We start from the raw sequence: 14,550 nt of genomic DNA on the forward strand, positions 1-14,550 counted from the left end.
TTTTAGGTCAAAATGGCATCTAGCGCTTATGTATCAAGCGCTAGCAGCTATTTTTGTAGAAGCAAATGGACTCCAGACGAGCTCATTTCAGAATGTCCCCCACGCACAAATACTTGAGCTCCACGTACTCGTCGATACCGTGGTGCGAGCCTTCGCGGCCAAGGCCCGATTGCTTGACGCCGCCAAACGGCACGTGCTCGGTCGCGAGGATGCCCACGTTGATGCCGACCATGCCGTATTCGAGCGCCTCGGCGACGCGGAAGATGCGCCCTACGTCGCGGCTGTAAAAATAGCTCGCCAGGCCGTATTCGGTGGCGTTCGCGGCGGCGACGGCTTCCTGTTCGGTGCGGAACTTGAACACGGGGGCGAACGGGCCGAAGGTCTCCTCGCGCGCGCACAGCATTTCGGGCGTGGCATCGGCGACCACGGTGGGCTCGAAGAACAGGCCGCCCAGGCGCTTGCCCCCCGTGAGCACGCGCGCGCCCTTGGCGACGGCATCTTGCACGTGGCGTTCGACCTTCTCCACGGCGGCTTCCTCGATCAGCGGGCCCTGGTTCACGCCTTCTTCAAAACCATTGCCCACCTTGGCCGTGCGCACCTTGGCGGCAAACTTCTGCACGAATTCCTCGTACACGCCTTCTTGCACGTAGATGCGGTTGGAGCACACGCAGGTCTGGCCCGCGTTGCGGTACTTGCTTGCAAAGGCACCCTCGACGGCGCTGTCGAGGTCGGCGTCGTCGAACACGATGAAGGGCGCATTGCCGCCGAGTTCGAGCGAGAGCTTTTTCACCGTGGGTGCGCACTGCGCCATCAGGATGCGGCCGACCTCGGTAGAGCCCGTGAAGCTCAGGTGCCGCACCACGTCGCTCGCGCATAGCACCTTGCCGATCTCCACGCTGCCGGGGCCGTCGCTCGTGAGGACGTTGAGCACGCCGGCCGGAATGCCCGCGCGCACCGCGAGCTCGGCCGCGGCGAGCGCCGTGAGCGGCGTGAGCTCGGCCGGCTTGATGACCACCGGGCAGCCTGCGGCAAGCGCCGGCGCCACCTTGCGCGTGATCATGGCAAGCGGAAAGTTCCACGGCGTGATCGCGGCGCACACGCCCACGGGTTGGCGCAGCACCAGCAGGCGGCGGTTGTTGTCGAACTGCGGCAGCGTCTCGCCGTTGATACGCTTGGCCTCCTCGGCAAACCACTCGACGAAGCTCGCGCCGTAAGCCACTTCTCCCTTGGCTTCGGGCAGCGGCTTGCCCTGCTCGGCCGTCATGATGCGGCCCAGGTCGTCGGCGTTGGCCATGAGCAGGTCGTACCACTTGCGCAGCAAAATGCTGCGCTCTTTGGCCGTGAGGTTGCGCCAGGCGGGCCAGGCGGCGTTGGCGGCGGCGATCGCGGCTTCGGCCTCCGCTGGCCCGAGCTTGGCCACGTCGGCCAGGTGGCGGCCTGTGGCCGGGTCGTGCACGGCAAAGCGTGCCGTACCGGCAACCCAGCGGCCATCGATGAGCGCGTCGGTCTTGAGCAGGCTGGGGTCTTGGAGGGCGGCGAGGGGTGATGCGGTCATGGACAAAGCTCCAGAAACGGAAGGGACTACGAAAAGCACTGCAGGATAACAAGCGACGGTTTTGTGCGCTGCAGCGTCGGAGACAGGGCCAAACCTATAATGAAATGTTATGCAAAGCGCGCCTGCGAGCCCGTATCGGCGGCGCGCTTGTTGCACACCACCCTCACACCATCCATGCGCACACCTCCCTTTTCCGTCGCGGACATCCGCAAGACCTTCCTGGACTTTTTTGCCGCGCGCGGCCACACCATCGTGCCCAGCAGCCCGCTCGTGCCGGCCAATGACCCGACGCTGATGTTCACCAACTCGGGCATGGTGCAGTTCAAGGACGTTTTTCTCGGCGCCGACAAGCGCCCCTATGTGCGTGCGGCCTCGGTGCAGGCCTGTCTGCGCGCCGGCGGCAAGCACAACGACCTCGAAAACGTGGGCTACACCGCGCGCCACCACACCTTCTTCGAGATGCTGGGCAACTGGAGCTTTGGCGACTATTTCAAGCGCGAAGCGCTGAAGTGGGCCTGGGAGCTGCTCACGGAAGTGTTCTGCCTGCCGCCCGAGCGCCTCTGGGCCACGGTGTATATCGACGACGACGAAGCCTATGACATCTGGACCAAGGAGATCGGCCTGCCGCCCGAGCGCGTGGTGCGCATAGGCGACAACAAGGGCGGCAAATACCAGTCCGACAACTTCTGGATGATGGCCGACACCGGCCCCTGCGGCCCTTGCTCGGAGATTTTTTATGACCACGGCCCCGGAATCCCCGGCGGCCCGCCCGGCAGCCCTGACGCCGACGGCGACCGCTACATCGAAATCTGGAACAACGTGTTCATGCAGTTCGACATGGCCGAGGACGGCTCGGTCAAGCCGCTGCCCGCGCCTTGCGTCGATACCGGCATGGGGCTGGAGCGCATCGCCGCCATTTTGCAGGGCGTGCACAGCAACTACGAGATCGACCTGTTCCAGCACCTGATCCAGGCCGCCGCGCGCGAGACGGGCACGGCCGACCTGCACAACCCCTCGCTCAAGGTGATTGCCGACCACATCCGCGCCACGGCCTTCCTGGTGGCCGACGGCGTGATCCCGAGCAATGAAGGGCGCGGCTACGTGCAGCGGCGCATCATCCGCCGCGCCATCCGCCACGGCTACAAGCTGGGCTGCAAGGCGCCGTTCTTCCACAAGCTGGTGCCGGACTTGGTGGCGCAAATGGGCGCGGCGTATCCGCACCTCGCCGCAAACCAGCAGCGCATCATGGACGTGCTGCAGACCGAGGAGGAGCGCTTTTTCGAGACCCTGGCCCACGGCATGGAGATCCTCGACGCGGCGCTGGCCGATGGCAGCAAGCTGTTGCCTGGCGAGCTGGCGTTCAAACTGCACGACACCTACGGCTTCCCGCTCGACTTGACGCAGGACGTCTGCCGCGAACGCGGCGTGCAGGTCGATGAGGCGGGCTTTCATGCCGCGATGGAAAAGCAGAAAGCCCAGGCGCGCGCCGCCGGCAAGTTCAAGATGGAGCGCGCGCTCGAATACAACGGCCCGGCAAGCACCTTCGTCGGCTACGAAGCGCTAGAGGCCCCCGCCAAGATCGTCGCGATCTATGTCGAAGGCACGCCCGCGGCTGCGCTCAAGGCCGGGCAAAGCGGCGTGCTCGTGCTCGACAGCACGCCGTTTTACGCCGAGAGCGGCGGGCAGGTGGGCGACCAGGGGGCGATCACCAGCGGTTCGGCGCATTTCGAGGTGCAAGACACGCAAAAGATCAAGGCCGACGTGCACGGCCACCACGGCACGCTCGTGGCGGGCACGCTCAACGTGGGCGACCACGTCACGGCCAGCGTCAACCTCGAGCTGCGCGCGGCCACCATGCGCAACCACTCGGCCACGCATTTGCTGCACAAAGCCCTGCGCGAAGTGCTGGGCAGCCACGTGCAGCAAAAAGGCAGCCTCGTGAACGCCGAACGCACGCGCTTCGACTTTGCGCACGACGCCCCGCTCACGGCCGCGCAAATCCGCGCAATCGAGCGCCGCGTGAACGCAGAAATCCTCGCCAACACGCCCACCGAGGCGCGCGTGATGGACATCGAAAGCGCACAGAAAACCGGCGCGATGATGCTGTTCGGCGAAAAATATGGCGACAGCGTGCGCGTGCTCGACATCGGCAGCAGCCGCGAGCTCTGCGGCGGCACCCACGTCAAGGCGACGGGCGACATAGGCCAGCTCAAGGTCGTCAATGAAAGCGGCGTGGCTGCGGGCGTGCGCCGCGTCGAAGCCGTGACCGGCATGGGCGCGCTGGCCTACGTGCAGCAGCTCGAAACCACGCTGCACGCGGCCGCCGCGGCGCTGCGTGCGCCCGCGCCCGAGCTGCCGGCGCGCATCGCACAAACGCTGGAGCAGCAGCGCGCGCTCGAAAAAGAACTGGCCGCGCTCAAAGGCCGGCTGGCTTCGGCACAGGGCGACGAGCTGCTTGCACAGGCCGTGGAGGTCAAGGGCGTCAAGCTGCTCGCCGCGCAGCTGGCAGGCGCTGACGCAAAAACGCTGCGCGACACCATGGACAGACTCAAGGACAAGCTCAAGTGCGCCGTGATCGTGCTCGCCGCCGTCGATGGCGACAAGGTGCAACTGGCCGCCGGCGTGACCAAGGCCGAAACCGCGCGCATCAAGGCCGGCGAGCTAGTGAATTTCGTCGCGCAGCAAGTGGGTGGCAAGGGTGGCGGCAAGCCCGACCTCGCCATGGCAGGCGGCACCAACGCCGCGGCCTTGCCTGCGTCCCTGGCCTCGGTGCAGGCCTGGGTGGCCGAGCGGCTGTGAGTCTCTCTGAGAGACTGAGTCGGCAGCTGTTCGGGGCGGCACGATGGCAAACCTATTTCCGCGCTGGTTTGTGATGGGGCTGGGCCTTTGGTGGTTCGGCCCGGCATGGGCCATGTCGGTGGCCTTCATCAACCCCGGCAAGCCCGATGAAGCGTATTGGGCGAGCGCATCGGCAGCCATGGCGCAGGCGGCGCGCAGCCTGGGCGTGACGCTGGAAGTGCACTACGCCCACCGCGACCACGTGCAGGCCCTGACCCTGGCGCGGCAGCTCGCGGCGCGTGCGCCTGCAAGCTCGCCCAGCTCGCCTACGCCGCCCGTCAGGCCCGATTACGTGATTTTTAGCAACGATTACGGCACCGGGCCCGAAGTCCTGCGCATCCTCGAAGGCTCGGGCATCCGCAGCTTCATGGTCTTCAGCGCGGTGCATGGTCGCAGCCGCGAAGAAACAGGCGCACCCCGCACCCGCCACCGCCTCTGGCTTGGCAGCCTGGAGCCGCAGGCAGAAGAAGCCGGTTACCTCACGGCGCGCGCGCTCATTGCCCGCGCCAAGGCCGCGGGGGCAGCACGCGCAGCCGATGGCAAGTTGCAGTTGCTGGCCATTGCCGGAGACCGTTCGACTCCTTCATCCATAGCGCGCAACGCTGGCATGGAGCGCGCCGTGGCCGAAGCCAAGGATGTTGTCCTGGTGCAGCAGGTGTTTGGCGACTGGCGGCGCGACAAGGCCGCCGAGCAGGCGGCTTGGCTCTACCAGCGTTATCCGGCAGCGCGTCTGGTGTGGGCCGGCAATGACCTGATGGCGTTTGGCGCCATGGATGCCTGGCGGGCACGCGGCGGTCAGCCGGGCAAGGATGCCTGGTTCAGCGGCATCAACACCTCCGAGGAGGCATTCGCGAGCCTGCGCAGCGGCGCGCTTTCGGCGCTTGCCGGCGGGCATTTCATGACGGGGGCCTGGGCGCTGGTGATGCTGTTCGACTACGCGCACGGGGTGGACTTCGAGGCGCAGGGGCTGGAGCAGCAACGGCCCATGTTCGTGCTGTTCGACGCACGCCTCGCGCAGCGCTTTGCGCAGCGTCTGCTCGACCCCGCGCACCCACTGGACTTCAGGCCTTATAGCAAGGCACTGAATCCTCGGCGTCAGCATTACGATTTCAGCCTGTTGCCCTTGCTGCAGTAGCGGCGGATGGATTGCAGCAAGATACCCATGCCTCGTTCCGGACCAGCGTCTGAATCCGCAGCCACGGCCATACCCGCGCCGTTTCGCTCCATCGCCTCGGTGCTGATTCGGCGCATCGTGGCCCTGGCACTGCTTTGCATGCTGCTGCTAGGTGGTCTGCAGGCAGTTTTCGAATACCAGCGGGGACAAAAAGAGTTCGCGCGTGCCGTGCACGTGATCGCGGAAAACGGCGTGAGCCTGCTGTCCACGGCCTTGTGGGACATCGAAACGAGCGCCGTGCAGCGCCAGGTGCAGTCGCTGGTGAGTCTGCCGGAAGTCGGGCACGTGCGTCTGCGTGCCGCGACGGGCCCGGTTTTCGAGGCCGGCAAGGTCGGCTACGGCGACATCCCGCCTTCTGTGGTGCTGCAAATTCCTTCACCCAGGCACAGCGGCGGCAACTCCCTGGGAACGCTCGAAATCTGGGCCAATGCCAGCTATTTCCACAAGCAAATATGGACCCAGACCGCGGCGGTGGTGGGTGGCTACCTGCTTATCACTTTATTGCTCTGCCTGACCGCAGCGGGGGTGCTGCGGCGCGATCTGCAGAAGCCCCTGCAGCAGATCGCGCGCTTTGCCACCGAACTCAAGCCCCACAATCTTTCGCTGCCGCTGACGTATGTGCGGCCCACGCGCGCGCACCAGGACGAGATCGATTTGCTGGTGCAAGGCATTGCGCGCCTGCAGGAGGCTTTGCGCGGCCACATCCAGAACCTGGACCAGCTTGTGCTTGAGCGCACGCAGCAACTTGAAGAACTCGTGACCGAGGTGCAGGAGCTTTCCCGCACCGATACGCTCACTGGCTGCCTGAACCGCCGCGCGATAGACGAGCGCCTGCCCATAGAGCTGCAGCGCAGCCTGCGCTACGGACGCGCTCTGAGCGTCATGTTTGCCGACCTGGATTACTTCAAGCGCATCAACGACGGATTCGGCCACGCTACGGGCGATGTAGTGCTGCGCGAGCTGGCGCAGCGCTACCTGGCAAATCTGCGCACCCCGATCGACTGGGTTGCGCGCTATGGCGGTGAGGAGTTCATCATCGTTCTGCCCGATTGCGGTCTGGAAGACGCCGTGCAGCTGGCCCAGCGCCTGCGGGTCTTAACCCAGTCAGCACCGGTGCAGGTTGCTGGGCGGGAACTGCACCTGACGGCCAGCTTTGGCGTGGCGCAGTTCGATCAGGGCGAAAGCGCAGCGCAACTCCTCGCCCGCGCCGACGCGGCACTGTACCGAGCCAAGGCCGCCGGCCGCGATCGGGTGTGTCAGGATGACTTTGCCGGCACCGGGAATACCGTGCCTGCCGGTCTGCTCACTGGCGCTGAATGACGCCGCAGGCCAGCCGCGGGCCCGCATTGCCCACGGGCTGGGAGACGTAGTCGTCAGGGTCGCGGTGCACGATCAGCCCCCGGCCGACGATGTCATTTGCCGTACTGCCTATGCGCAGCGTGCGGGACTCGAAGCTGAACCGCGCCACGCCCTGCGCATCCGCCTTGAGATTGGGTAGATCGCCGACATGGTGCATGCCTTCATCCATGCCGCCATGTCCATGGGGCTTGCCAGCCGGGTTGAAGTGCCCGCCAGCGCTCAAGCCATCGCCGCTGGAGCAGTCGCCTTTTTCATGGATGTGGAAACCATGTTCGGCATTCGGCTTGAGGCCACGCACCTCGCCTGAAACACGCACCGCATCGCCCTGCTGGACGAATTGCACCGTCCCCACTGTCGCATTGCCGCGCGTGGGTGCGAGCGAAGCCGTGGCAGCGGGGGCGGGAGCGGGAGCAGTGGAGGCGCAAGCGGCCAGCGCAAGAACGCTGCTGGCGAGCAAGGTAAAACGGAAATTCATGGCGAAGGCTCCTTGGCAAGCAAAAGGACAGGGCAGCAGCGAATGTACCCGGAGATGCAGGTATTTCGCTGCCAGCAGCGCAAGCAGCCTTGGCAAAAAGAAAGCCCGCCGACCTTTTGGACCTGCGGGGCTTGAGGGACGCGCATTAGCGCTTTATGACGCAATGGCGCAAAAGACTTTCTGGCGGAGAGGGCGTCCGCTGAATAGCAGTCCAGATAAATCCGAGGCGATCCAAAAATCACCAAAAAATCAATGAGTTAGTCGATATTGTTGTCCGAATAAGTCCATCAAGCTACACTGCAATCCACGTCATCCGGTAAGACACAGAGAAAGACCGGATAGTTTGGAGGAGTGCTTTTGTGGCTACCGAGAAAAAACTTTCCCCCCGCTTCGTCGCTACCGCGCCAGAGGGCTCGCACAGCGACGGCGGCAATCTGTACCTGCGCGTGCGCCCTGGTGGGTCACGCGCGTGGGTCTTTCGGTACAAGGCCGCCGGCAAGGTGCGCGAGCTGGGGCTGGGGCCTACGCACTCACGCGGCCTTGCTGAGGCCCGCACGATTGCCGCCGCCATGCGCAACGCCATCCTCAACGGCAAAGACCCGGCAACGGTGCTGGCGCGCACATCCAGCGCCGCCGAAAAGCCAAAGACCTTTGCCGACTGCGCCAGCGAGCTGATCGAGTCCAAGCGCCCAGGCTGGCGCAATGCCAAACACGCGCAGCAGTGGGCAAACACCCTGCGCGACTACGTGCTGCCCGCCATTGGCGAAAAACCACCCGCAGACGTCGGCATCGCGGACGTGAAGGCGATCCTGCTGCCGCTTTGGGCAACCAAGACGGAGACCGCTACGCGCGTGCGCCAGCGTATCGAGGCAGTGTTGGACTACGCCGCAGTGCACGGACTATGCGACGTCCCGAATCCTGCGCGCTGGAAGGGTTGCCTCGACAAAGTGCTGCCCGCGCCGCGCAAGGTCACGCGGGTTGCGCACCACGCAGCAGCACCCTATGCCGACGTGCCGCGCATCACGGCCCAGCTGGCGATCCAAGACCACGTTTCCGCCCTGGCGCTTCGGTTCATCGTCCTGACCGCCTGCCGCAGTGGCGAGGCGCGCGCGGCGACGTGGGCGGAGATCGACCTGCAGGCCCGCGTGTGGGCCGTCCCAGCTTCTCGGATGAAGGCAGGCCGCGAGCATCGCGTGCCGCTATCCGACGCGGCAGTGGCCGTGCTGGCCCAGGCTCAGGCACTGCGCCGCGTGTCCACCGACCTGATCTTCCCTGGTGCGCGTGACGGAGTTCTGAGCGACGTGGCCATCAACAAGGTTTTGCACGCCGTCGCGCCCGGCGTTACCGTGCACGGGTTTCGCAGCTCGTTCCGTGTTTGGGCCGAAGAGCAGACCAATTTCCCGCGCAGCGTCACCGAGGCGGCCCTGGCGCACGCAAACCAAGACCGCGTGGAGGCCGCATATCAGAGAAGCGACCTGTTCGAGCGCCGCCGTGAGCTGATGGCGCAGTGGGCGAGCTACTGCTGCGCTTCTAGGTGAAGTTCTTGGCCGAGGCGATCCACGACAAGCTGCAGAACTTCCACGAGCGCTTTAACGACGCGCAGCAGTACGAGAAGAACGACTTCCTGAACTTTTTGCTGATCGACGTCAAGCAAATTTGCACGAAAACAACAAAAAGCAAAAAATGACAAAAAGACCGCTAAACCTTTGTCGTGAAAGGATTTTATGCAATCGTTTTTATAGCGTTTCGGACTGCTTTTTTTTCGCGTGGTGCAAGATGCGCCATCTGGTGCACTTTTTTGCACCACCACGTCTTTGCTGCTTTTTTGCAGTCCGGCCGAATACAGGCACAATGAATTTGCGTTTTTGAAGAGCGCAAAAAGGAGAAGGGGATCGGCGGCAACCGACCCCCTTCACGTACCAACCCCGGAGTAGGAATAGGCACGGCTCTTGGCAGGGCCACTCGATCCTACTCTGGGTAGTCTCCAAAAGGAAATTACCCCATGACTGATAAGGGTCATTTTGTTGCGCAGCGCGCAGAGATCATCCACGACCGCGTCCTGCGCCTGCCTCAAGTCCTGGAAATTGTCCCGGTCTCGAAATCGACCTGGTGGCACGGAGTGCGCAGCGGACGCTACCCGCAAAGCGTGCGCCTAGGACAGCGCGCCGTGGGCTGGCGCGCTTCCGACATCCAAAAGCTGATTGCCACGCTGGGCAAGGAGTGATTCCATGCCCAGCACCGCACAAAATGCCGCAGCAGCGGCAGGCGCAAGCGCGCAAAAAAATAGGGCTGGCGCCACCCCTGCCGCCAGCCCCCTCACCTCAAGAACCGCGGACGATTTTACACCAAAAAGCCAAGCAAAACAAGGACTTGGCTTCGACCGCAGCCGCCTTCCTGACCCGCTGACCTACTTCGAGTCCGTTGGGCTCGTGCTGCAGGGACGCGGCAAGTGGCGCACCGCGCCGTGCAACTTCCACGGAGGCAGCGACAGCCTGCGCGTCAACTCAGAAACCGGCGCTTGGGTGTGCATGGCAGGCTGCGGCGCTCGTGGCGGCGACGTGCTTGCGTACCACCGCGCGCTGACCGGCAAATCGTTCGTGGAGGCCGCGAAAGACTTGGGTGCATGGGTGGGTGGCGACGTACCCGCCCACGCCCGCCCTGCGCCGTTTCCGGCCCGCGATGCGCTCGAGCTGCTGGCGCGCGAGGCCGCCCTGGTGGCGCTCGCAGCCTGCACCCTGGCGCGCGGCGAGGCCCTCAGCGAACACGACAAGCAACGCCTACTGCAGGCCGCAGCGCGCGTGTCCACCGTCGCGGAGGTCGTTCTATGACCACAGAGTTCGACGAAGCACGCATTGCGCGCACTGCCGCAGCGATTGACGCGATTGCGGCAAAAACTTTTCCGGCGCTTGACGATGTAGATCAACCGCCGCCGCTGCGCGCCCTTGCAGTGCATGAGTTTGCGCGCATGCGATTCAAGCCGCGTGAGGAAATTCTTTCACCGTGGCTGCACTCGCAAGACCTTGCAATGGTATTTGCTGCGCGAGGAATTGGGAAAACCCATTTTTGCCTTGCCGCAGCGTTTGCAATTGCAACCGGCACCGCATTCGCAAAATGGACTGCGCCAATAGCGCGAAAGGTTTTGTATCTCGACGGTGAGCTACCCGGCGTGGTAATGCAAAAGCGCCTTTTGCAGCATTGCCCTGATATTGAGCCCGCCGAAGGCTATTTGCGCATTTTCTCGCCCGACTTACTTCCCGACGGCGTTCCGCTTCCCGATTTATCCACGGCGCAAGGGCAGGCGGAAATTGACGCGCTGATCGACCCGGACACCGCCGTGATATTCCTGGACAACTTGAGCGCATGGGCGCGCTCTGGCCGCGAAAACGAGGCTGAAAGCTGGCTCCCCGTCGCGGACTGGATTTTGCGCCTGCGCAGGCGCGGCCTGGCTGTTGTCCTGGTGCATCACGCGGGCAAAGGCGGCCAGCAACGCGGCACGAGCAAGCGCGAAGACCTGCTCGACGTGGTCATTGGGCTTTCGCGCCCGAAGGACTACGACCCACAGCAGGGCGCGGTCTTCATGACCGAGTTCACCAAGGCGCGCTCTCTCGCAGGAGAGGATGCTGAGTCCATCGAGCTGACGCTTGGCGGCGACGAAGACCGCGCACGGTGGAGCTGGCGCAGCGTTGCGGCGAGCAACTACGAGCGCATCTTGGCGCTTTCGAAGGAGGGCCTGAGCCAAACAGAAATTGCCGCCGAACTCGATCTTGCCAAGTCATCCGTGAGCCGCGCGCTGCGCAAAGCGCGGGAGCAGGGAGACCTGCCCCAGGAGTCCAAAAAATGAGCTTGCGCAGCGATTTGGCCCTCGCTGTTGCGTGTTGCGTGCCTATAGGGGCGCAACACGCAACAAAACCGAGTTGCAGCGCAACAGGCAACGCAACACCCGCGCAACAAAACGCCGCAACCCCGCATGAAATAAGGGATTGCAGCGCAACAGGCAACGCAACACCCACGCAACACCACCCCAAAAACCGTGCAACAAACACCCCCCAAAAAGAGGCCGTTTTGTTGCACAGCAGTTGCACCGGCGTCGCCCCTGTTGCACGCACCTGCCGAGCCTGCGCGCACCGCCTTCCCTACGCCACCTGCGGACGCCCGGTCGAGGCTGGCCTGCGCGAGCACTTCGGCATCGTGTGGCCGCCCGAGGGCCACGCCGTCACGTGCGCGGCGTTCACAGAAAAAAGACCGCAATTAGACCGAGCAATTACCGAGACCCGCAACTCAACCGAAACGAGGTAATCGAAATGGCTTTGACAATATCCGAGACCGGCAGTGAAACATTTGAACTGCCACCTTCAGGCCCGCAAGCTGCACGATGCAGCCGAATAATCGACTTGGGCACGCAAAAAAGCGAATATCAGGGCGAAACCAAATTCGCGCGCAAAGTGCTTATTACTTGACAATTGGCCGAATTCCGCAGCACTGGCGAGCATTTTCAAGTGAGCCGCAGGTTTACCGCCAGCCTTCACAAAAAAAGCGCTCTGAGGGCCTTTTTGGAGGCGTGGCGAGGCCGCCCATTTACCGCTGAGGAGCTGACCGGGTTCAACGTTGAGAAGTTGATCAACGCGCCCGCCTTGCTTAATTTGGTGCACGTGCAGCGCGGAGAAAAAGACTTCGCAAACATCGCCAGCATCAGCCCGCTGCCGCGCAGCATGCCAGCGCCGCAGGCCGTCGTGGGCGCTCTGGTGTTCGACTTGTCCGACCCGCTCTGCGGCGAAGACCTGCCGTTGCTGCCCCAGCGCCTGCGCGAGCAGATCGAGGCAAGCCCCGAGTGGCGGGAGCTGACCCGCCGCGCTGCACCTGCTGCGGCACCTGCTGCCGCACCTGCTACCCAGGCTGGGGCACCCGCATCGTCGGGCTTCGACGATATGGACGACGACATTCCTTTCTAAAGCGCTTGGAGACTGCAATGACTGCTATCTTTTTGGATGTAGAAACCGTCCCATCCCAGCACCCCGACGCCCGCGAGCAGGCGCGTGCAGAGCTGCGCCCGCCCGCCGCCCTCAAAAAGCCCGAAAGCATTCAGAACTGGTGGGACACAGAGGCCGAAGCCGCCCTGGAAAGCGCCTACCGCAAGCAAGCGCTCGACCCATCCCAGGGGGAGCTTTGCGCCGTCGGCTGCGCGCTCCTCGAGGGCGACGCACAAGTGACTGTGCGCGAGCTGCACGAGCCCGAGGGCGCATTCCTGGTGCGCGCCCTGCGCTCCATCGAAGAGCTGTTGGCCCGCCGCTTTGAGGGCATTGACCGCGCTCTGCTGCCATGGGCTGACGTGTCCACGTACCCGATAGGGCACAACCTGCCGTTCGACCTTGGATTCATACGCGCCCGCTGCTGGGCAAACGCAGTGCCCGTGCCGCGCTGGGTGCCTGGCCCGTGGGCAAGAGCACCGAGGGACTACATGGACACCATGCAGCAGTTCGCAGGCCCAGGTGGCCGCATATCGCTCGATCGGCTCTGCCGATGCTTGGGTGTGCCATCACCGAAGCAGGCCGCCGACGGCTCGCAGGTGTTCGACCTTTGGCGCAATGGCGCGCATGCTGATCTTTCCGCTTACTGCGCCGGAGACATCGTGGCCACGCGCGCATGTTGGGCAGTCATGGCTGGCGTGTCCGGTGATCCAGTGGGCGCAGTGGTGGAGGCAGCAGCATGACCGGCCTTCGATCACGCACCAAGGGCCTGCGCGCCGAGCAGGAACTTGCAAACCTGCTGCGCGAGATCACCGGGCAGGACGTGCGCCGCCGTGTCCGGCAGCACCGCGGAGATAGCGACCTCGAGGGCCTGCCCGGTTGGGCTATCGAGTGCAAGCGCGCAGCCCGCGCAGACAACGCTCTGTTGCGCTCGTGGTGGAGGCAGGCATGCGCGCAGGCAGCGAAGGAGGAGGCCTTCCCGCTGCTGGTATATCGACTCGACCGTCAGGGATGGCGGGCAGTGTGGCACGCGCAAATGCACTGCACCGAGCGGCACCGCGGCAAGCTCGACTACGAGGGCACGCTGCACGCTGGGCTGCTGACCTGGTGGATGCTGACCAAGACCATGCCGCTACCAGAAGCGAAGCAGAGCGGCGTCTAATAGGCAAAACCTATTAAAACGACATGGCACGAAATATGCAACCCGCAAAAATCGTGCCAATAGTCTTTTTCTATTTTGCGACCCCTCCACGCCGCCCTCCATGCTGCAAAAAAGGTACTTCCCCGCCACCCAGCCCGAGGGTAATTCGACCCCCGCGCTTTGGGTAGTCAGTGGCCCGCTGAGGTACTGACGATTCAACGCCCACACCAGCGAGGAAACCATGCCAAGAGCCGGTTCAAAAACCGCCCAGGCCGCGCGAAACCGTGCGATGCAGGCCGACCGCTGCCGAGGCTTCAGCTACCGCAAGATCGCTGAACTGCACGGCGTGAGCGTGGCGCTGGCCTACAAAGTGACCCGGCATGTTCACATGCAATTCTTGAGCCGCTGGCACCGTGCGCGCCAGCGCGAAGAGCCGATGCCGCCCTGCACGAGCGTGCATGCGCTGCTTGCGCCACACTGAAAAAACCCACCACCCCCGAAAGGAGCCGTCCCATGGAACCCCAGCTATCACCACAAGCGCAGGCGCTTGCTCTGCGCATCGCTCGCGAACAAGGCGACGCCGACTTCGAACTGAGCGACTGGCTCGCAAACCGCACCTACCCGTTAGAGCTGCTCGAGGCCGCCGCGCGCGGCGACGTTCAGGCGCTCGCCACGGTTCGAACCGAAGCAGGGCTTCCGATTTTTTCCTGAGAGAACCACATGACCACCGACCACGACACCCAGGACGCACACCCACCAATCCCAGCGCCATCGTTCCTTGCCGACCCGCAAATCTGGCAAGGCCCGCACCGCCTTTGGCTGCTGTACGACCGCGCGACAAAAACCTACGGATCGCTCATGCAGGCGTCCGACGGCGCAGTCTGGAAGCTCATGACCCCGGTCGAAGAATCCACTCTGGCCCGCTCGCTGCAGGCCGCGAACGCAGATATTCACGCCGCCCTGCGCGAGCACGCCAAAGCATCGAAAAGCCATTGAAATCAATGACTTGCGTGCTACAATGCCACCAGTTTCGAGCCGCTCGTG

At 64.0% G+C, this 14,550-nt stretch carries 17 protein-coding genes; 14 read left to right on the forward strand and 3 right to left on the reverse strand.

Annotated elements, in window-relative coordinates:
- Positions 1-82: 82 nt before the first annotated feature.
- Positions 83-1,561 (reverse strand): NAD-dependent succinate-semialdehyde dehydrogenase, encoded by a 1,479-nt coding sequence (locus FK527_RS08255; protein WP_144732287.1) that lies wholly within the window; start codon positions 1,559-1,561, stop codon positions 83-85.
- Between the two features lie 168 nt (positions 1,562-1,729).
- Between FK527_RS08255 and alaS the strand changes: the two genes are divergently transcribed.
- Genes alaS through FK527_RS08270 form a run of 3 tightly spaced genes read left to right on the forward strand, consistent with a single transcriptional unit; the run spans position 1,730 to position 6,887 of the window.
- On the forward strand, positions 1,730-4,354 hold the full coding sequence (gene alaS, locus FK527_RS08260; RefSeq protein WP_144732290.1) for an alanine--tRNA ligase: 2,625 nt from the start codon (positions 1,730-1,732) through the stop codon (positions 4,352-4,354).
- 43 nt (positions 4,355-4,397) lie between these two features.
- A complete protein-coding gene (locus tag FK527_RS08265) occupies positions 4,398-5,528 on the forward strand; it encodes an ABC transporter substrate-binding protein (protein ID WP_246072728.1) in 1,131 nt (376 codons plus the stop codon).
- Between the two features lie 27 nt (positions 5,529-5,555).
- The gene (locus tag FK527_RS08270) at positions 5,556-6,887 is read left to right on the forward strand and encodes a GGDEF domain-containing protein (RefSeq protein WP_246072729.1); all 1,332 of its coding nucleotides are present in this window, start codon (positions 5,556-5,558) and stop codon (positions 6,885-6,887) included.
- Here FK527_RS08270 and FK527_RS08275 read toward each other — a convergent pair.
- Complete coding sequence (locus FK527_RS08275) at positions 6,871-7,401, reverse strand: superoxide dismutase family protein (RefSeq protein WP_144732293.1); 531 nt, start codon at positions 7,399-7,401, stop codon at positions 6,871-6,873. The genes FK527_RS08270 and FK527_RS08275 overlap by 17 nt on opposite strands.
- A 359-nt stretch (positions 7,402-7,760) precedes the next feature.
- Here FK527_RS08275 and FK527_RS08280 point away from each other — a divergent pair, with 359 nt between their 5' ends.
- The 5 genes from FK527_RS08280 to FK527_RS08295 all read left to right on the forward strand — a co-directional run bounded on the left by FK527_RS08280 (position 7,761) and on the right by FK527_RS08295 (position 11,242).
- Positions 7,761-8,939 carry a tyrosine-type recombinase/integrase gene (locus FK527_RS08280; RefSeq protein WP_144732296.1) on the forward strand — a complete coding sequence of 393 codons (1,179 nt, stop codon included), beginning with the start codon at positions 7,761-7,763 and terminating at the stop codon, positions 8,937-8,939.
- 5 nt (positions 8,940-8,944) lie between these two features.
- On the forward strand, positions 8,945-9,088 hold the full coding sequence (locus FK527_RS17340; RefSeq protein ID WP_222116140.1) for a hypothetical protein: 144 nt from the start codon (positions 8,945-8,947) through the stop codon (positions 9,086-9,088).
- A 315-nt stretch (positions 9,089-9,403) separates the two neighbouring features.
- Positions 9,404-9,625 (forward strand): helix-turn-helix transcriptional regulator, encoded by a 222-nt coding sequence (locus FK527_RS08285; RefSeq protein ID WP_144732299.1) that lies wholly within the window; start codon positions 9,404-9,406, stop codon positions 9,623-9,625.
- A 205-nt stretch (positions 9,626-9,830) separates the two neighbouring features.
- The gene (locus FK527_RS08290) at positions 9,831-10,229 is read left to right on the forward strand and encodes a CHC2 zinc finger domain-containing protein (RefSeq protein ID WP_246072730.1); all 399 of its coding nucleotides are present in this window, start codon (positions 9,831-9,833) and stop codon (positions 10,227-10,229) included.
- Positions 10,226-11,242, forward strand: a complete 1,017-nt coding sequence (locus tag FK527_RS08295; RefSeq protein ID WP_144732305.1) for an AAA family ATPase — start codon at positions 10,226-10,228, stop codon at positions 11,240-11,242. Before FK527_RS08290 ends, FK527_RS08295 begins: the two co-directional genes overlap by 4 nt.
- Before the next feature lie 511 nt (positions 11,243-11,753).
- Here the strand turns inward: FK527_RS08295 and FK527_RS08300 are convergent.
- Complete coding sequence (locus tag FK527_RS08300; RefSeq protein WP_144732308.1) at positions 11,754-12,050, reverse strand: hypothetical protein; 297 nt, start codon at positions 12,048-12,050, stop codon at positions 11,754-11,756.
- Between FK527_RS08300 and FK527_RS17695 the strand changes: the two genes are divergently transcribed.
- The 6 genes from FK527_RS17695 (at position 11,940) to FK527_RS08330 (ending at position 14,502) form a co-directional block, all read left to right on the forward strand.
- A complete protein-coding gene (locus FK527_RS17695; protein ID WP_425460428.1) occupies positions 11,940-12,350 on the forward strand; it encodes a phage replication initiation protein, NGO0469 family in 411 nt (136 codons plus the stop codon). The genes FK527_RS08300 and FK527_RS17695 overlap by 111 nt on opposite strands.
- Before the next feature lie 17 nt (positions 12,351-12,367).
- On the forward strand, positions 12,368-13,108 hold the full coding sequence (locus tag FK527_RS08310; protein ID WP_144732311.1) for a 3'-5' exonuclease family protein: 741 nt from the start codon (positions 12,368-12,370) through the stop codon (positions 13,106-13,108).
- Positions 13,105-13,527: a putative PDDEXK endonuclease gene (locus FK527_RS08315; RefSeq protein WP_144732314.1), complete on the forward strand. Its 423-nt coding sequence runs from the start codon at positions 13,105-13,107 to the stop codon at positions 13,525-13,527. Before FK527_RS08310 ends, FK527_RS08315 begins: the two co-directional genes overlap by 4 nt.
- A gap of 220 nt (positions 13,528-13,747) precedes the next feature.
- Positions 13,748-13,987 carry a hypothetical protein gene (locus FK527_RS08320; RefSeq protein ID WP_144732317.1) on the forward strand — a complete coding sequence of 80 codons (240 nt, stop codon included), beginning with the start codon at positions 13,748-13,750 and terminating at the stop codon, positions 13,985-13,987.
- A gap of 32 nt (positions 13,988-14,019) precedes the next feature.
- Positions 14,020-14,217 carry a hypothetical protein gene (locus FK527_RS08325; protein WP_144732320.1) on the forward strand — a complete coding sequence of 66 codons (198 nt, stop codon included), beginning with the start codon at positions 14,020-14,022 and terminating at the stop codon, positions 14,215-14,217.
- Positions 14,218-14,226: 9 nt separating this feature from the next.
- Positions 14,227-14,502, forward strand: a complete 276-nt coding sequence (locus FK527_RS08330) for a hypothetical protein (RefSeq protein WP_144732323.1) — start codon at positions 14,227-14,229, stop codon at positions 14,500-14,502.
- Positions 14,503-14,550 lie beyond the last annotated feature (48 nt).

Origin of the sequence: Extensimonas perlucida (assembly GCF_007655255.1) — a bacterium.
Classification (GTDB): domain Bacteria; phylum Pseudomonadota; class Gammaproteobacteria; order Burkholderiales; family Burkholderiaceae_C; genus Extensimonas; species Extensimonas perlucida.